Source organism: Corynebacterium sp. HMSC074C04, assembly GCF_001838295.1.
Classification (GTDB): Bacteria; Actinomycetota; Actinomycetes; order Mycobacteriales; family Mycobacteriaceae; genus Corynebacterium; species Corynebacterium amycolatum.
Map to the genome: position 1 here is coordinate 451,266 of NZ_KV836272.1, position 17,994 is coordinate 469,259.

General features: G+C 58.0%; 14 protein-coding genes, 4 tRNA genes and 1 pseudogene. 5 read left to right on the forward strand and 14 right to left on the reverse strand.

The annotated features are described in order from the left end of the window. Window positions 1–106: 106 nt before the first annotated feature. The 6 genes from HMPREF3011_RS06375 to HMPREF3011_RS06400 form a co-directional block, all read right to left on the reverse strand. The gene (locus tag HMPREF3011_RS06375; RefSeq protein WP_070841301.1) at window positions 107–889 is read right to left on the reverse strand and encodes a TatD family hydrolase; all 783 of its coding nucleotides are present in this window, start codon (window positions 887–889) and stop codon (window positions 107–109) included. Then, window positions 889–1,668 carry a tRNA threonylcarbamoyladenosine dehydratase gene (locus HMPREF3011_RS06380; RefSeq protein WP_038628579.1) on the reverse strand — a complete coding sequence of 260 codons (780 nt, stop codon included), beginning with the start codon at window positions 1,666–1,668 and terminating at the stop codon, window positions 889–891. The genes HMPREF3011_RS06375 and HMPREF3011_RS06380 overlap by 1 nt, the downstream gene beginning before the upstream one ends. 76 nt (window positions 1,669–1,744) lie before the next feature. After that, window positions 1,745–1,817, reverse strand: a tRNA-Glu gene (locus HMPREF3011_RS06385). A 51-nt stretch (window positions 1,818–1,868) separates the two neighbouring features. Then, window positions 1,869–1,940: transfer RNA gene (locus tag HMPREF3011_RS06390), tRNA-Gln, on the reverse strand. A 30-nt stretch (window positions 1,941–1,970) separates the two neighbouring features. Further along, window positions 1,971–2,043 (reverse strand) — tRNA-Glu (locus tag HMPREF3011_RS06395). A 49-nt stretch (window positions 2,044–2,092) separates the two neighbouring features. Next, window positions 2,093–2,164 (reverse strand) — tRNA-Gln (locus tag HMPREF3011_RS06400). A 363-nt stretch (window positions 2,165–2,527) separates the two neighbouring features. Between HMPREF3011_RS06400 and HMPREF3011_RS06405 the strand changes: the two genes are divergently transcribed. After that, window positions 2,528–3,769, forward strand: coding sequence for a hypothetical protein (locus tag HMPREF3011_RS06405; RefSeq protein WP_224792225.1), 1,242 nt, complete (start codon window positions 2,528–2,530; stop codon window positions 3,767–3,769). Here the strand turns inward: HMPREF3011_RS06405 and gltX are convergent. Further along, complete coding sequence (gltX, locus tag HMPREF3011_RS06410; RefSeq protein ID WP_070432193.1) at window positions 3,753–5,240, reverse strand: glutamate--tRNA ligase; 1,488 nt, start codon at window positions 5,238–5,240, stop codon at window positions 3,753–3,755. The genes HMPREF3011_RS06405 and gltX overlap by 17 nt on opposite strands. Before the next feature lie 57 nt (window positions 5,241–5,297). Next, complete coding sequence (locus HMPREF3011_RS06415) at window positions 5,298–6,011, reverse strand: TIM barrel protein (protein ID WP_070432192.1); 714 nt, start codon at window positions 6,009–6,011, stop codon at window positions 5,298–5,300. Here HMPREF3011_RS06415 and HMPREF3011_RS06420 point away from each other — a divergent pair. Beyond that, window positions 6,010–6,732, forward strand: a pseudogene (locus HMPREF3011_RS06420) (SDR family oxidoreductase). The gene HMPREF3011_RS06415 and the pseudogene HMPREF3011_RS06420 sit on opposite strands and share 2 nt — an antisense overlap. A gap of 56 nt (window positions 6,733–6,788) precedes the next feature. Next, entirely contained in the window at window positions 6,789–8,021 is a 1,233-nt protein-coding gene (locus HMPREF3011_RS06425; RefSeq protein WP_070841302.1) for an isochorismate synthase, read from the forward strand. Here HMPREF3011_RS06425 and HMPREF3011_RS06430 read toward each other — a convergent pair. The 3 genes from HMPREF3011_RS06430 to HMPREF3011_RS06440 all read right to left on the reverse strand — a co-directional run bounded on the left by HMPREF3011_RS06430 (window position 8,018) and on the right by HMPREF3011_RS06440 (window position 11,367). After that, a complete protein-coding gene (locus HMPREF3011_RS06430) occupies window positions 8,018–8,806 on the reverse strand; it encodes a fumarylacetoacetate hydrolase family protein (protein ID WP_005509430.1) in 789 nt (262 codons plus the stop codon). The two genes, HMPREF3011_RS06425 and HMPREF3011_RS06430, sit on opposite strands and share 4 nt — an antisense overlap. 65 nt (window positions 8,807–8,871) lie before the next feature. Continuing rightward, window positions 8,872–9,459 carry a 3'-5' exonuclease gene (locus HMPREF3011_RS06435; protein WP_038628573.1) on the reverse strand — a complete coding sequence of 196 codons (588 nt, stop codon included), beginning with the start codon at window positions 9,457–9,459 and terminating at the stop codon, window positions 8,872–8,874. 33 nt (window positions 9,460–9,492) lie between these two features. After that, window positions 9,493–11,367 carry a DUF294 nucleotidyltransferase-like domain-containing protein gene (locus tag HMPREF3011_RS06440; RefSeq protein WP_038628571.1) on the reverse strand — a complete coding sequence of 625 codons (1,875 nt, stop codon included), beginning with the start codon at window positions 11,365–11,367 and terminating at the stop codon, window positions 9,493–9,495. A gap of 61 nt (window positions 11,368–11,428) precedes the next feature. On the opposite strand from HMPREF3011_RS06440, the gene HMPREF3011_RS06445 reads away from it, so the two are divergent. After that, window positions 11,429–12,082 (forward strand): mycothiol transferase, encoded by a 654-nt coding sequence (locus HMPREF3011_RS06445; RefSeq protein WP_070432188.1) that lies wholly within the window; start codon window positions 11,429–11,431, stop codon window positions 12,080–12,082. A 45-nt stretch (window positions 12,083–12,127) separates the two neighbouring features. On the opposite strand, the gene HMPREF3011_RS06450 is transcribed toward HMPREF3011_RS06445, so the two are convergent. The 3 genes from HMPREF3011_RS06450 to HMPREF3011_RS06460 form a co-directional block, all read right to left on the reverse strand. After that, window positions 12,128–13,144: a 3-isopropylmalate dehydrogenase gene (locus tag HMPREF3011_RS06450; protein WP_141737498.1), complete on the reverse strand. Its 1,017-nt coding sequence runs from the start codon at window positions 13,142–13,144 to the stop codon at window positions 12,128–12,130. 75 nt (window positions 13,145–13,219) lie between these two features. Continuing rightward, window positions 13,220–14,743, reverse strand: coding sequence for an HNH endonuclease signature motif containing protein (locus tag HMPREF3011_RS06455; protein WP_052155600.1), 1,524 nt, complete (start codon window positions 14,741–14,743; stop codon window positions 13,220–13,222). Window positions 14,744–14,945: 202 nt separating this feature from the next. Next, window positions 14,946–16,460, reverse strand: coding sequence for an acetyl-CoA hydrolase/transferase family protein (locus HMPREF3011_RS06460; RefSeq protein ID WP_038629527.1), 1,515 nt, complete (start codon window positions 16,458–16,460; stop codon window positions 14,946–14,948). Window positions 16,461–16,749: 289 nt separating this feature from the next. Between HMPREF3011_RS06460 and HMPREF3011_RS06465 the strand changes: the two genes are divergently transcribed. Next, window positions 16,750–17,826, forward strand: coding sequence for a GTP-binding protein (locus tag HMPREF3011_RS06465; protein WP_038628564.1), 1,077 nt, complete (start codon window positions 16,750–16,752; stop codon window positions 17,824–17,826). Window positions 17,827–17,994: the final 168 nt, after the last annotated feature.

Below are 17,994 nucleotides of genomic sequence, written 5' to 3' on the forward strand. Positions count from 1 at the left end.
TAGGCCGCTAGACGAACGGGGCTTAGAACTTTTCATCCACGCGCTGCGGACTTGTTAAACAATACACTAGACACGAATAGTAACTACAAATCCGCAGGTTAGCGCCTTAAATCCCTATCGTTTTCGCATTGTTTGCCAGAGCGTCTGTAAGCTCCGCTTCATCCATATTTCGCAGCGCCGCAACCTCGGCGACAGTTTCCCGCAATGCAGCGATTACCTCTGCAGCGACCATCTCCGCCCCATCACCGCTTCTAGGTTCGCGCGGAAGATCTGTCTCCAGCAAGAGCCTATCGACGGGCACCTGCGACACATAGGCCCGTCCGCGCTTTGTCCGCAACATGAGCGGGTTGACGGAGATATAACCACCGGCGCGGATCAGCCGCGTCAGTTCATCGCTAGTGCCACCGAAGCGGTGAAAGATGGGCACGAAGGTCTCGCCTGGTGCGACGCTGGAGCTGGTGTCCAAGCGCGGTTCCAGCAGGTCGAGGACCATATCAGCGCTGCGAACCGTGTGAATGGAAAGGATATGGAACAGACTCGAGGCTCGGACAGCATCCAGGATGCTGGTGAGGACATGGATTTGAGTCTCGGCGGAAACGTCGTCAAGCCTGCGGGGCGCGAAGTCCAAACCAATCTCGCCGACGAAACGGGTGCGTGGAAGAGCCTCGCGAAAGATCTCGAGCTCACGCTCATAATTATCATCGATGTACCACGGGTGATAGCCCACGGCGACCATGGGTAGGTTTTCGCGCTCTAGCTCGAGACTTTCGAAGGGCCGAACCGTCTGCGCGATGATCTCCACTCCTTCCCGCGCGATACCGGCTTTGAAGCGCTCGCGCGACGCCGGTGGCAGGAAATCGTAGTGAAAGTGGGTATCGATGAGCCGCATTATTTTTCTGTTGGTGGCTGGTTTTCGTCGGCCGGACCACCGATTCGCGGGGCCAGCGGGGTTTCCTCGAAACCGAGCAGACGGCGAATGACCTTTCCGGCCAGCATCTGCCCCATGATTGGCGGTATGTAGCTCATGGTACCGAGGGTTTCCGCTTTGGTGCCGCTGCCTTTGTCCGCAATTCTCACTGGTTCTTCGGAGGAGTACAGCACTTCAAGACCGCGAATGCGTCGGCGGATACACACCTGACGGACGACCTTCGCCAGCGGACAGACCTTTGTCTTATTGATTTTTGAGAAGGTCAGCCGAGATGGGTCGAGCTTATTTCCGCCGCCCATAGCGGAAATGAGGTGGATACGATTTTCCGCGCACCACTGCGCGATCTCAATTTTCCCGGTGACATCGTCGATAGCGTCGATGATGTAATCCGGACACGGGAACTGCTCGAAGGTCTCTGACAGGTTCTCACGGGTAAGGAAGATCTGGCGGGCGTAGGTCGTACAGTCCGGGTTGATATCGGCAACCATTGCCTCCATGACCTCGGCTTTAACGCGGCCAATAGTAGAGACAAACGCCAGCGCCTGGCGGTTGAGATTACTTGGCTCCACGACGTCACCGTCAATCAAGATGAGGTTGCCCACGCCACCTCGCGCGAGAGCTTCGGCACAACTGGATCCCACGCCTCCGAGTCCGACAACCATGACGGTAGATTCAGCCAACGTTTCCAGCCCCTCCTCCCCTAGGAGTAGCTTCAGTCGTGCGAAACGTTCACTGGTCATAGTCGCCCCTGGTCATAGCCGCCTCGATTCTTAAAAAACAAAAACTCCCCAGCCGACTGACTGGGGAGTATCTTTGTACCCCGTACGGGGTTTGAACCCGTGTTACCGCCGTGAGAGGGCGGCGTCCTAGGCCGCTAGACGAACGGGGCTTAGAACTGAATTCGACTCAACTAATCAAGAGACTAACCAAGCGAATTCCGCTGGCCTACCAGGACTCGAACCTAGAATGACGGTACCAGAAACCGTTGTGTTGCCAATTACACCATAGGCCAATAAAGACTGGCGCTTTCACACTGTCTTTGTACCCCGTACGGGATTTGAACCCGTGTTACCGCCGTGAGAGGGCGGCGTCCTAGGCCGCTAGACGAACGGGGCTTAGAACTTTGCAGTTAGTGAATACATTCAACAATGAACTTCTTCACTGCTGGCCTACCAGGACTCGAACCTAGAATGACGGTACCAGAAACCGTTGTGTTGCCAATTACACCATAGGCCATCGCTGCTGAACGCAACGAGAAATAATATAGCCAATTAGCGTGAACAAGAGCAAATCACCTGGTCAAAGGTTCGTTGTCAAAGGTTCGTTTAAATTCGCGAGCTCCCCACAGCCCACCTCAGCAGTGCGCATAACTAATGCATAACCAATGCAGTGCATATAGCTAACACAATCCCAGATCGAAAGCCCATTCGATCGCAGCGCAAAGCCGATCCGCCCTTCAGGAGACACTTCGTGGTGATGCGGCTGGCAAACAGCCGCCGCACATAAAAAACAGACCTGAAAGGCAATCATCATGACTTCCCCCACATCCGTCAGTTCGCGAAAATCATCTCGGCCCTCAACCTCGATGCCAACCCACGCGTGTCCCGCACCGGCCGCATCACCGATGCCATCATGGAAACCATCGACACCACGCCGGAGCTCTTCGCCTACAAGTCCAAGGGTGTGCTCCTGGCCTCCACTCAGTTCACCAGTGAAGACAGTCTCTACCGCTTCACCTTCAGCAACCGTCGCATCGAAGGCATCCTCGACGGCGGCCACAACTCGCTGGCAATCGCGCTGTTCGTCCTGGGCAAGCTCACTCCGCCGCCTAGCCGCAAAATCAAGACGTGGTCCGAAATGAAGGAGGTCTGGATGGAGCGCTCCGAAGAAATCGAGGAATTGCTTGCCGACGAAAGCCTCACCGAGCTCGATGCCCGAGTTCCGGTAGAGGTACTCGTGCCCGGTGCTCGGGACGAAGACACAGTGCAAGAGTTCTCCGATGCTCTGCTCGATATCTGTGCCGCCCGCAACAACAATGCGGAGCTCAAGGCGGAAGCAAAACTCAATCGCGCCGGCTACTTTGACGATCTGAAGCATGCTCTGCCGCAGGGAATTAGCGACAACGTGCAGTGGCGCACCAACGATACTGGTCGACTAAAGGTGGGCGATGTCATCGCTATGGCGTGGATTCCACTGTCCTGTATTGACCTGCCGAAGGATGCCGACGGCAAGCAGATTGAAGCACCGACCCCTACCAGCCTCTACTCCGGCAAGGCCAAGCTGCTTGACCGCTTCGAGGATGTCATGAGTTCCCCGGAGGTCACTAAACCCAGCACTGAAAGCATCAATGAGCGCACCGAAGAGGTCGTTCTCTACAACGAGAAGGTCCGCAGTGCCTTGAACCTCACGCGTGACTTCATCGATATTTTCGAGCGCATCAACGCGGAGCTACCCGATCTCTACAACAAGAGCGGGGGCAAATTCGGCGGCATTGATGCTGTTGACAAGGCCAACAAGAAGAATCCGCGGACTGGCAAGACTTCACAGAAGTACTCGAAGTTCTACCGCCAGCCCATCGGCTACGCGATTCCGGACGGGTTCATCTACCCGCTCGTGTACGCATTTGCCGCACTGCTCAAGCGAAACGAGGACGGCACGGTCTACTGGGGAACCGACTGGCACGAGTTCTTCAACAACCACATGGGGGCGCTGGTCAAGGACTACCGCGAAACCTCCATGAATATGCTGAACCGCGACCCGCAGAAGGTGGGCAAGGAAGCGGGCTCTTACACGAACCTGCTTCGCTCAGCCCAGCTCGCACTCTTTACTGAGCAGCAGTAAAAGGAGCGACCTCGAGAGCCTTGCGCAGTCGACTCAGGCTACGGCTGCGGCCAAGCAGCTCCATGGACTCGAACAGCGGCGGCGATACCTGAGCACCAGTTACAGCCACGCGCACCGGGCCAAAGGCCTTGCGTGGCTTCAGCTCCAGGTCCTCGATGAGGGCCTTCTGAAGTGCAGCTTCGAGCTTCTCGGTGACGAAGTCCTCTTCGCTGAGCGGTTCCACAGCTGCAATGGTGGCCTCCAGGACAGCGACGGCGTCTTCCTTGAAGTTACGGCGTGCCGAGCGCTCATCGAAGGTGAACTCGCCCTCTTCCACAACCAGGAACTTCGAGAGGTCCCAGGCGTCGGAAAGCGTCTTCACACGGGTCTGCAGCAGCGTTGCCAGGAAAGCGAACTTATCCTCCGGGTAGTCGGCCGGGAAGTCGAAGTGGCTTTCCAGGTAGGTGCGCAGACGCTGTTCGAAGTCCTTCGGATCGAGCATGCGGATGTGGTCAGCGTTGATAGCGTCGGCCTTCTTCTGGTCGAAGCGGGCCGGGTTGGACAGCACATCGTGGATGTCGAAAGCCTTGACCATCTCGTCCATGGTGAAGATGTCCTGATCGCCGTCCATGGACCAGCCCAGCAGCGCCAGGTAGTTCAGCAGACCCTCGCGAATGAAACCGTTATCGCGGTGGATGAAGAGGTTGGACTGTGGGTCGCGTTTGGACAGTTTCTTGTTGCCCTCGCCCATCACGAACGGCAGGTGGCCGAACTCCGGAGTGAACTTGGCGACACCGATGCGCTTCAGCGACTCGTAGAGAGCAATCTGACGCGGAGTCGATGGCAGCAGGTCCTCACCACGCAGGACGTGAGTGATCTCCATTAGAGCGTCATCCACCGGGTTAACCAGTGTGTAGAGAGGTTCACCGTTGGAGCGGGCGATGACAAAGTCCGGAACCAGGCCGGCCTTGAACTCAATGCGACCGCGAACGAGGTCCTCGAAGACAATGTCCTCGTCCGGCATGCGCAGGCGGATCACCGGCTTGCGCCCCTCTGCGCGGAAGGCTTCCTTCTGCTCCTCGGTGAGGTTGCGGTCGTAGTTGTCGTAGCCCAGCTTCGGGTCACGGCCGGCGGCCTTGTGGCGCTCCTCAACCTCTTCAGCGGTGGAAAAGGCCTCGTAAGCTTCACCAGCGTCAATGAGGCGCTGCAACACATCGGCGTAGATGTCCTTGCGCTGCGACTGGCGGTACGGGCCGTGCGGACCGCCGACATCGATGCCCTCGTCCCAGTCAATACCGAGCCAATTCAGGGCCTCGATGATTGCCTGATAGGACTCTTCGGAGTCGCGAGCGGCATCGGTATCTTCGATGCGGAAGACCAGCTTGCCACCAGTGTGACGGGCATATGCCCAATTGAACAGGGCGGTGCGGATGAGGCCAACGTGCGGGGTACCGGTTGGCGACGGGCAAAAGCGTACGCGAACATCTGACATGCTTTCCCACGATACCCGCCCTCCCACCTGCAGGCATGCATAGGGTTTTACATAGGGTTACAGAGTCCATTCCCCAGCCACTTCACCGGCGTATCCAGCGGCGCGCAGCCGCTCAACCCAGCTGCGCAGCGGCACCCCGCCGGTGCCCGGCGCGCCGCGGCCTGGGAAATCGGCAATCTGGACGTGCGCCGGCAGACTCACTCTTCCGGCCTCCACATCGGTGAGCCAGGCATCCACGTCCACGCCATTGGCCGCAAAATGGTAAAAGTCCGCGAGCACGCCAGCACCAGTCTGTTGCGCTAACTCCTCGGCCTGCCAGGGATCGGTAATGGGATAATCGCTCATCCCGGACAGTGGCTCAATCAACGCGCGGACACCACTGAGCTCCAGCTGGGCAGTGATCTCAGTTAGCCTCTGCACCTGCAAGTCCGTTAGCTCCCCAGACCGCCCCAGCAGCACATTCGAGCACTTCAACCCCGTGGCACTCGCAATCTGGCTGACTGCTTCCAAGTGTCCGGCAGGCAACCCGTCTGTATCGAGCACTCCCCGCTGTCCCGCTGCCATGTCCCCTCCCCACAGGTTCATGGCATAAAGACCAAGGCTGTCGTCAAAGAGGTCACAAAAGGCGGAAACCTCATCGGGTGCGGGCACTGCGAGGTCAAATGGCCACCAGAATTCCACGGCCGCGTAGCCGTCGTCACGCGCGGCGTTGACGGCGTCGTGCGGGGACATGTGTGCGTAGACCGTAGAACAGTTAATAATGGTGCTCATGACCAAAACGGTAGTAGTAACTGGTGGCGGCGCGGGCATTGGTCGCGAAATTGCTCTGGCTTTCGCCGCCGAGGGCTGGCACGTGCATATCTGCGGCAGGCGTATCGACGCGCTCGAGACTGTTGCCGCCGAAGCGGACAACATCACCTACTCCAGGTGTGACATCACCGATCCTGAGCAGGTCCGTGCGATGTTTGAGAACGCGCAGGTGGCTACGGGAACCATCGATGTTGCAGTGCTCAATGCGGGGCTGCCCGGCACGCCCGCGGAGTTCGGAGAGACTGACATTGAGGACTTCCGGGCGGTCATCGATACGAATGTGGTCGGCTCGTACCTGTGTGCACGCGAGGCTTTTTCGCGGATGAAGGCGGGGTGAGAGGGGAAGACAGAGCAAGCGGGCGGCCGAATCCTGGTAAATTGTTCTATCGCAGCGCAGGTGCCGAGAGCGCACACGGCGGCGTACGCGACGTCGAAAAGCGCGCTTGCCGGAATGACCCACGTGCTTGCCCTCGACGGACGCGAGTATGGCATCACGGCAACGCGCATTGATATTGGCAATGCGCAGACTGACCTGTTGGGGACGTTCACAGGCAGCGAGCCGATGTTCGATGCCAAGCAGGCTGCGGAAACTTTCCTCTACGCCGCGAATCTGCCGGCAGGTGCCGTCATCGATCAGCTTACGATTACCGCTGCGGGTATGCCCTTTTTGGGCAGGGGTTAGCCTGCCCCTTAAACTGGAGCACAACTGGGTTTAGATTGAGGAGGCGGGTTAGGGCTATGTCCATGGAAAACCACCCCTCTCTGGGCGGCGGAAACGAAGAAGAGCAGCAGGAAAAGTCTCACCCGTCGAACGAGCCTGCAGCGACTCCGAAACGTTCGACGCGCTGGGACACGTCCCGCCCAACCACCGCTCCTGATTTTTTGCTCTCCCGTGCGCACGGCTCCATCCGCACGCAAGGTATTGAAGAGCAGATTTCCGACCCCTGGCTCGCAGCCGAGGGACTGCACTCGGGCATTCACAAGATGGTGGTCGGCGCCCTGCCCTTCGACTTGGACAAGCCCGCCGCCCTGACCGTTCCCCGGGAAGTCATCCGCTCCTCGCAGCCGCTGGAGCCACCCGCGCACTACCGCTGGAACGCACCGAAGCCTCACGCCAGCATCGTCGCTTACGATCCCCCGCTCGTTGAGCACGCTGAGCGCATCGCCGCAGCCATCCGCACCATCGAGTACTCGGCGCTGGAAAAGGTCGTGCTCGCGCGCGCTGTGGAACTCGAAATCGATCCCCCGATTGACCCACTCCTTCTCGCATCGCGGCTTATCGACGGATCCCCCAACCGTGATGGCTTTGTCGTGGATCTCTCTCCCGCCGGTTCCGATTATGAGGGCAAGTTGCTCATCGGTTCCTCCCCGGAGATGCTGGTCCGCCGTACGGGTGACATCGTTGAGGCATTTCCCTTGGCCGGGTCGCTGCCGAGATCCCGAAATGAAGAGGCGGACCGGACGTCGGCTCGTCGTTTAGCGGACTCGCGCAAGAACCTGGATGAACACGCCTTCGTTGTCGATGACATCGCCGACAACCTGGCGACGCTGTGCAGTTCGCTGGATGTTCCGGACAGCCCCGAACTGATGAGCACCGCCGAGATGTGGCACTTGGCCACGCATATCCGCGGTCGATTGAAGGATCCGTCGCTGTCCGCGCTGGATTTGGCACTGGTGGTGCACCCAACACCTGCCATTTGTGGCACGCCGACGGAATCCGCCTTCGGTGTCATCCAGGCCGTGGAAACCGACCGGGGCTTCTACTCCGGCGCTGTCGGCTGGTGCGATGAGAATGGCGATGGTGAGTTCGTGGTCTCCATTCGCTGTGCCGAAATCGACACTGAGGGGTCCGTGGCACGACTATGGGCCGGAGGCGGCATTGTGTCGCACTCCGACCCAGAAGAAGAAGTCACGGAAACCAGCGCCAAAATGGGCACTGTGCTCCGCGCTTTTGGAGTTAAGGGGGCTTAAGCCCGCTCCACCGGGTTGGCCAGCTTGCCGATACCCGGAATCTCGATTTCGATGCGGTCGCCCGGGAACATCGCAGCGGTACCGGCCGGGGAGCCGGTGCAGATGACGTCACCCGGCAGCAGCGTAATCGAGGCGGTGATGAACTCGATGATCTCCGGGATGGACATAATCATCTGGTTGGAGTTGGAGTCCTGCTTAGTCTCGGTAACACCCTCGTGAGTCAGGTGCGCCTTGATTGGCAGCTCGTTGTAGTCCAGCTCCGTCTGGATCCACGGGCCCAGCGGGCAGAAGGTATCGATACCCTTTGCGCGCGCCCACTGACCGTCGGCAAACTGCAGGTCACGGGAAGAAACATCATTGACGATGGTGTATCCGAAGATTACATCGTGAGCGTTTTCCTTCTTCACGTTCTTGCACGGCTTACCAATAACCAGTGCCAGCTCGCCCTCAAACTCGACGTTAGTGGCGAAATCCGGAATGCGAATCGGCGCTTCCGGACCAATAACGGCCGTCGGCGGCTTAATGAACATCGTCGGCGGCAGCGATTCTGCCGACTTCTTGAACACCTCGGCGACGTGGTCAGCGTAGTTACGACCAATAGCGATGACCTTCGACGGCAGCATCGGGGCGAGCAGACGTACGTCGGCAAGCGGCCAGGAACGACCAGTCTTATTCAGCTGACCGAAAGGGTGCCCTTCGATCTCGTGCAAAGTAACTTCATTGCCTTCGCCCTCGACGAGCGCGAAGCACATGCCCTCTGGGTGGGCGATTCGAGCAATACGCATAAAAATAGGGTACACGTCACATTGCAATAATTATGCAACGACCCCCACTCTCAAACACTTACGATTTAAACTCCGCGCGATTCCTGCGCAAGCCACACCAGTGCACAAGCCAGCGCATCGTTGAACGCGTGATGGGCCTTAAAACGGGGAATGCCGTACTTGTCGCACAGTGACCACAACCGCAGCTCATCACGGACCGGCTCGCGGTTGGCTCGCAGAATCGCGTCGTACTCGCGTGTCATAGTGTCCGCCACCGGCACATCAAAGCGGGCATCAAAGTACTTCCGGCACAACGGATCCAGGAACCCAACTTCCATCCGCGCGTAGTGCGCCAGCAGCTTCCGTCCCCGCAGAGCTTCTAACAGCTTGCCGACGGCTACTTCTGCCTCTACCCCGGTTGCGACCATGTCGTCGGTAAGCCCATGCACCGTCGCCGACTCGCCGACGCTCACCTCCTCGCGCTCTGGGCGAATGAGAAGGTGACCGGATTCCTCCAGCACGATGTCGTGGTCTTCCACCGCAACCCAACCGATGGAAAGCAGCTGATCTTTGGAAGGATCCAGACCTGTGGTTTCCACGTCTACCGCGAGCCAAGCATTGTCGCGGATAGGTGCGTCCAGGATTTTCTTGCGAGGTTTGAAAAACTTCAACATTGCGTGCTCACACAGCTAACTCACACAGCTAAATCACGACATCGCCCGGATGGGATACTTCGCCCCGAGACTCTGCTGCAACTTGCGGATAACACCAAACGCGTCACGCAGGTGCTCTCTTTCCAGGCTTGATAGGCGCTTCGGGTAGATGTGGTTATTCGGCTGGGTGCCGGCGTTGAACTGGGCCTGCTGGTGATGAAGCTGCACCGTGCACAGGAACTCGAACGCATCCGCAAGGTCCTGAGCACCTTGACGACTCACGCTTCCGGCTCCGGCACTTGCCGCCAAACGTTCACGTGTCGATTGCTGTGGCAGACCAGCTGCCACAGCAAATAGACGCGCGATCTGCACCACAGCAGCAGTTCCCCCCTTCTTGATGTCCAGGGTTTCCGCGTGCTCGCCGCCCTTTTCCAGCACCAGGCCACGGAAGAAGCCGAGCGGCGGCTCCCGCCAGGCCGCGAGTTTGGCCAAGTGCGCGTGCAGGCGCTGCGACCCCTGCGCCAGCGGCAGGTAGGCGGCGCGCAGTTCCTCCACTAGTTGCACGTCGCCCGCCACCCCACGCATGTCGAAGAAGGTCTGCGCATGCAACAGGGCTTCCGCCTCCGGCACAGTGATCCACCCGTGGAAAGTGCGCAACCACTGCGACTTAGTCATCCTCCACGCGGGATTGCTGGCCATCATATCCCCTGTACAGAGCGGATAACCGACTCGGTCGAGGTTAGTGCAAATCTCGTCGCTAAGCGCGGCGAAATAGTCAGCGTGAACGTCGGCGTCGTAGTCGTCGGCGAGAACCAGCGCATTGTCCTGATCGGATGCGAGCCCCATCTCTCCGCGCCCATGCGAGCCCAGGACTGCAATCGCGTAGCTGACCGGTGGGGGCCCGAGCTTTTCCTCGGCGAGAGCAACCAGGCGCCGGGTAACAGCATCGGCCACGGCAGTCAGCAGCTTCGAGACCTCCTCCCCCGAATCACCCCGGTCAATGAACCGGCCGACAATTCGTCGCGCGTTCTGGGCAATCTCTGCAATCTCTGAGATATCGCTCTTTCGCGCCAGCGTCGCCGTCGCATACACGGGATCGGTGTGCAGACTGCGCAGGAGGTCACCAATAACAATCATGCCGACCACTCTCGTCCCGTCATGCACTGGCAGGTGGTGGTAACCGCGCTCGGCCATCAGCAGCATGGCCTCGAAAACCAGCAGGTCGGGACTAATGGTTTCCGGGGTCTCGGTCATCACTTCGCTTACGAGCGTCGCCGCGGGCTTGGCCTCTGCCAGGACTCGACGACGGAGGTCGCGGTCCGTGATGATGCCAACGAGTGGGCTCTGATTAGCGCCTGCAGACTCCATCACCAGCAGACTGGAGACATTCCACTCCGTCATAATCTGCGCCGCCTCTTGCACTGTCGCATCGGCGCTGCAGGTCACCAGCGACGTTTCCATTAGGTCCGCAACCCGTGTGCGCAACGACTCCGATGCCGCAGTGCTCCGCAACTTCGAGGCCACTGCGCGAATGCGCGCGTTCTCACCGCCGTAATAGCGCCGGACCTCTACGAACTGGTCATTGAGGTGGTTAAAGACCTCCTTGGAGATCACCAGGAATACGCAGTCCTCCACCGCCGTCATCGTGTATAGCGAAGGGTCACTGCTCAGCAGCGTCGAATAGCCGAAATGATCTCCCACATCTCGTCTGTCCAGCAGTGTGCCAGCTGGGTCGAAGAGATCCACCATGCCGGAGCGAATAATGAAACAGCTATTGTTATCCGCACCCGCCCGGATAATCTCCGTGCCACGACGGGCATAGCGCATGGTCAAAAGCGGTGGGATAGTTGCGCGCTCTTCATCGGTAAGGTCCGAAAACGGGCGAGTTTGGCTGAGGAAGTCTGCGATTTCCGCAAGCTCGACGGTCATGGGGTCAATTATCCCCTATTTTTGGCCCCAATAGGAGTGATTTGCGGGAATACTCGACCTTATGACCGATTCCACACACAGCGCTTCCACAAATCCCGAATGGCCGCTCGATGCCCACATCCTCGGCAGGATGGACAAGCTCGCGGCACTCGTCGCCACGCTTGACGACGATACCTTCAACGCACCCCTCCCCATCCCAGCCATAAACTCCCTGGCCGTGCTGCTGCGTCATGTGACCGGATCAGCGAGGTACTGGCTCGAGCGCGTCTGCCTCGGGCGCGACTATGTTCGCGACCGCGACGGTGAGTTTTCTGCTCATTGCAGTGTTTTGGAAGGGCTGGAGATTTACCACCGTGATCGCGCGGCTATTGAATCCGCGCTGGTGGAGCTGCAAGGCGTGGACCGCGCTGGTGCTCCTGCTGCGATTCCTACCGATAAAGACCGTTGGTGGTGCGGCAGCATCGAAGGCGTGATTGTGCATGTCTTCCACGAGGCGGCTCAGCACCTGGGACATGCGGAGATTACGAGGGATGCGTTGGTGGCAGGGCTGGGAGGAAATGGTTCCAATGGCGGCGCAGGAAGATCATCCCCACACACCCTTGACACCATCATCAATGTGCTTGCCCAGGTCGGACATGCGCCGGACTTCATCGAGCACACCGCCGACAGTAAGACTCACATCACTACCGTCGATGGCAAAACTGTGATTGTCTAGCCCCTCCCCTGTTTTACTGCACTACTGTTTGCACTACCGCATGCACTACTTCAAAGCAGCAGCAATGCGGTCGCCAACTTCACTGGTCTTGATTGGGCCACTACCGCGGGTAGCCATGTCAGCTTCCACAGCAGCTTCGATGCGCTGGGCGTCTTCCTCACGACCCAGATGGCGAAGCATCATGGCACCCGACAGAATGGCTGCCGTCGGGTCAGCGATCCCCTTGCCAGCAATGTCGGGCGCGGAGCCGTGAACGGGCTCGAACATAGACGGGTTGGTATTGGAGGCGTCAATGTTGCCGGACGCTGCCAGACCGATACCGCCCGAAATTGCACCAGCTTCATCAGTAATGATGTCACCGAAGAGATTGTCGGTGACGATGACGTCGAAACGCGAAGGATTAGTGACGAGGTAAATCGTCGCAGCGTCAATGTGCGAGTAATCGACATCTACCTCAGGGTATTCCTTAGCAACCTCGTCGACCGTACGCTGCCACATACCACCGCCGTGCACCAGCACATTGGTCTTGTGGACGAGAGTCAGCTTCTTGCGGCGGGTCATAGCCAGCTCGAAGGCGTAGCGAACAACGCGCTCAGCACCGAAGCGGGTATTGACGGAGGTCTCGTTGGCAACCTCGTGTGGCGTGCCGACGCGAATCGCACCGCCGTTACCGGTGTAGGCACCTTCGGTTCCCTCGCGGACGACCACGAAATCAATTTCGCCCGGATTCTTCAGCGGTGACTCGACACCCGGGAAGAGCTTGGAAGGACGCAGGTTGACGTGGTGATCCAGCGCGAAGCGCATCTTCAGCAGCAGGCCGCGTTCGAGAACGCCCGGAGGAACGTTCGCCGGGTCACCGATGGCACCGAGCAGAATAGCGTCGTGCTCGCGCAGGGAGTCAAGGTCGGCGTCGGTGAGCAGTTCGCCATTGCGCAAGTAGCGACGCGAACCGAGGTCATACTCGGTGGTGTCGAACTCGCCGATAGCAGCCCCCAGCACCTTCAGTGCCTCTGCCGTAACTTCCGTGCCGATGCCATCACCCGGGATGACGGCGATCTTCAGCTTTCCTACCTCAGTCATTTTTTGAGATACCCTTCTCACTATATGGACACAAATGAGTGTAGCAGAACCTAGCACTCACTCCCCATCGCTGTCTCCGCGGTTTTTACCATCTCCTTCGCTTTCACAATCCACCCCGTCTACTGCCCTCTCCTTTTCCAAATCCCTCCGCACCTTATCCACTAGACTGCGGAGGCTGTCATGCAGTTTGCGACGTTTCTCATTGTGCTCGGCCAGCGCAGCGGTTTTCTTTTCAGTCTGCGAGGCAAAGGTGTAACGACCATGCCCAGTGTGCTCTTTGTCCGAGTGCGCAAACGGCCCCTCATCACAAGAGAGGAACGTCCAGGCTTCAGTCCCATCATCACCTCGAACAACTCGCCATATACCAGCAGTTTTAAGGTTGTGGTGCCGTCGACAAAGACAATGGAGATTATCCGTGTGCGTAGCCCCTTCCATTTGCCGCTCACCACCGGAAAGACTGTGATCAAATTCCACAATATGGTCGATATCGCACTTTTCCGCAGGGATATCGCATCCAGGAAAACTACACACACCGTCACGGGCACGCACGAATGCACGCTGCGACTCGGAGGGTCGATAGCCCTCAACGGCACTATCCCCCAGCACCCGCAATGTCGATACCCGTTTCAGCCAAGACTCGGCCACCAGCGTAGAAAGCCAACCAGCACCAGCGAGCCACACTGGAGTGTTTTCCGGTTCGCCATCCTCCCCGAGAGAGAGCACTCGGAAGAGCTCCAGATTCACCTCCACCTCACAAGTACCGCGTAGCGCATGCATGAAAGCTGCCGCGCGACTCACCTTCATCTGCTTAGCCACTGCGTCGATAATTGCAAGGGCTTCCACCGCATGATGTCGCTCGAGCACAGTAGTCAGCGTTGTCACTCCAGCGTCACCATGTTCATCAACCGCGATAAACTCCTTAGCCGTCATGCGATCGCCAAAGTAATCGAGAGCCGCAGCTTGAACCTCCTGCACCTCAGGCGACTCCGCGGGATCCTCCGCAGATTCCCCATCCTTCTCGACTTGATATGCCGCCGCATCAATTGCAGCATCTACGGTCGCTTCCACATTCCGGGCCAGGACCCTATCAGTGTGCAACCCAGCGACATCCACATCGCGTGGCCGGACTTCCGGAGCACACTCACCAATCACTCGCTGCACCCGCGTTGCCATCGCCCGCACTCCACGGAGCGCTTCCCCGTCTCGCCTTGGCTTAACGACATCCACGAGACCCGACTCAACTGCGTCAACTTTTTCATCGACTACAGGGCGTGTGTGTTTTCCGAGCATTGTCAAATGCTTCATTGACAAGTGCCCGCGCTCCCGACACATTTCCGCCAATTGCGGCATGCGCCCAAGCATGTAGCCAATTTCCATATATTTATTCACTTCGGTGCGCGAGATGCCCAGCACCACCGACCAATAAGCCAGATGAGCTTCAACATCGCCATCATCTGGTGGTGCGACCCGCTGAGCGATAACCACTTGCAAGCGATTAATCTCCCGCATCACTTCAGCGAGCGGATGAGCCCTCACCTCATGACTGAAGCGAAATTCCCCACACGATTCCAACTCCGACATTGCACTGCCCCCTCCCTAACGAGGTCCCCTAACGAACAGTTCTTTATCAATTCGCCCACACCATATCCCTCACCCCGGATTCAAACCGCCACCCAAGCCCAAGAATCACCGCCAAATTCGAACACTCTTTCGAGACGATACTAAAAGCAAATCCCGCCCTACGACGCAAACTTCGTCGTAAAGCGGGAAACGCGCTAGAACCTTAATCGACCGGCTTCATCGAGCCGTTCTCAAGGAAGCGACGGTGGAAGTCGTAAGAAGTACCCAGGTCATGCGGAGTGTGCAGGTACGGAGTGGCCTTCTCGGCACGCTCAACGTACTCGAGCAGCGCCTCCTTGTACATCGGGTGAGCACACTTCTCGATAATAAGGCGGGAGCGCTGACGTGGGGCCAGACCACGGAGGTCAGCCAGACCCTGCTCAGTGATGATAACCATCACATCGTGTTCAGTGTGGTCAACATGGGAGACCATGGGCACGATAGCAGAAATATTGCCATTCTTAGCCAACGACGGAGACACGAACGACGAAATGTAGGCGTTGCGGGTGAAGTCGCCGGAGCCACCAATACCGTTCATCAAGCGCGAGCCAGCCACGTGAGTGGAGTTGACATTACCGTAGATGTCGGCCTCAATCATGCCGTTAGTGGCAATCAGACCCATACGGCGAGTCAGCCCCGGGTTATTAGAGAGATCCTGCGGACGCAGCACAATCTTGTCACGGTAGTCAGCAGCATTCTCATTCATTCGAGCTGCATATTCCGGAGACAGCGAGAAAGCAGTGCCGGAAGCCATGGTCAGCTTGCCAGCATCCATCAGGTTAATCATTCCATCCTGAATAACCTCAGTAAAGGAGGTCAGGTTCTCATACTTGGAGTCAAGCAGCCCCGCAAGCACAGCGTTTGGAATGTTGCCGACACCCGACTGCATCGGCAGCAGGTTCTCCGGCAGACGTCCGGCCTTGACCTCACAATCGAGGAAGTCGAGCAGGTAACCCGCAATGGCCTTAGAGTCATCATCCAGCGGCTTGAACGGCGAGTTACGATCCTCGGCGTTAGTCTCAACGACAGCAACAACCTTGTCGACATCAATCGGAACATACGGGGTGCCAATACGGTCACCCGGAGTCAGAATCGGAATCTCCTTGCGGTTCGGAGGCAGGCCGACACTGTAGATATCATGCATGCCCTCGAGGTCCTCAGATTGCCAGGAGTTGACCTCAATGATGATCTTCTCGGCGGCATTCAAATATGAAACACTATTACCAACCGAAGAGGAAAGAATCAGGGAGCCATCGGCCTTAATGCGAACGGCTTCAACGACGGCAACATTGACCGGACCAAAGAAGCCCTGCTCCGTCATCGGACCAGAGTGCGAAAGGTGAATATCACTGTAGTACGCGTCGCCCGCATTAATGAGGCTACGCATTGTCGGATCAGACTGGTATGGCATGCGCCACTCGACACCATTGGCCCTTGCCAACACACCATCGAGTTCCGGAGCGGTAGAAGCACCGGTCAAGACCTTAATCTTGAACTCGTCACCCCGTTCGTGAGCGGCCTCCATGCGCTCAGCGAGAGCCGGCGGAACAACCTTCGGATAACCGGCGCCGGTAAATCCGGCAAAGCCCACCATATCTCCGTGATTGATGAACTGTGCCGCCTCCTGCGCGGTCATCACCTTGGATTTGAGGCCAGCATGGGCAATACGATCTGACATGAACTCACCTTTCTGCATCCCCCAACGCGACTATCGGGGGTAGCACTTCGAACACCGAAGCACACCCCCAACCCTATCAACGAAGCGGTTAGCACCCTTCATTCAGAAGCCCGAAAGCGCCCCCGTTTTAGGCACGCTCCATGCGCCACTAAAACCGACTACAACACCGTTTTATGCCCTACGTCACAACTGGCCAATAATCAGCCATACGACACATTTACAACCTTCCCCGCACCTTAATTTACGCACACGTTATTGATAATCATTTTCAGTACGCTAGTCTTGTTGGGTGACTTCTACCGAATTTTCTGATATCACCACCCCGACCACTCCCGTCACCGTCCTGTCCGGATTCCTGGGCGCCGGCAAGACCACGCTCCTGAACAACCTCCTGGCAAACTCACAGGGGCGCAAAATCGCGGTTATCGTCAACGACTTCTCGGAAGTCAACGTCGACGCCGCCCTGATCGAGCAGGGCACATATCTCGAGCGCGGCGAAGACCGTTTCATCGAAATGTCCAACGGCTGCATCTGCTGCACACTGCGAGATGACCTCGTTGAAAACGTCGGCAAGCTCGCGCGCAGCGGCAAATTCGAGCACATCGTCATCGAATCCACCGGCATCTCCGAACCCATGCCAGTCGCCGCTACCTTCGAGTGGGAATTCGACGACGGCCGTCGCCTCGCCGACATCGCCCCCATCGACACGATGGTCACGCTCGTCGACGCCTCCACATTCCTCGACAGCCTCCGCCAGGGGCGTGCACTGCCTGACGACGAACGCACGGTCGCCGACCTCCTTGTCGACCAGGTGGAATTCGCCGATCTCATCCTCATCACCAAATCCGATCTCGCAGGCGAAAAGCTCACCGGCGGTACCGAGGAAACCATCCGCGCAATGAACCCTCGTGCACGCATCGTCCGCGTGACTAACGGAGAAATCGCCACCTCCGCCATTCTCGACGCATCGCTTTACGACGAAGGCACGGCGGCCACTTTCCACGGATATGCAGAAGAACTTGCGAATCCCCACACGCCGGAGACCGAAGAATACGGTATTTCTTCGGTTGTTTTCCGAGGCAACCGCCCCTTCGACCGCGAACGACTAATCAAGGCCCTCCGCGGCACAAAGGGCCTCGTACGATCCAAGGGGCACTGCTGGATTTCCGACCGCCTCGAAGTCGCCCACGTGTGGAGTCAGGCGGGACCGAACCTGAAGATCACCCCTGCTGTCATGTGGGCACAAACCGATGTCCCACCATCCAATGAGGTCGTACTCATCGGTGTGAAATTTAACCCAGAGGCCACACTGCAAGCATTCGAGGATGCCATGCTGACCGACGAAGAAGTGCGGGAGTTGCTGTAGCAAAGCCCCTAGAAGAGCGCCGATAAACAACCAGCTGAAGCGATTACTATGCCATGAATCACTTCCCAACCTGCGGGTGTGGCAACACACTGTTAGCGCATGCTAGGTTAGGCGACAAAACTAAAGTCGAACAGTCAATCTAGGAGATGACATGTCTGATCGCATCGC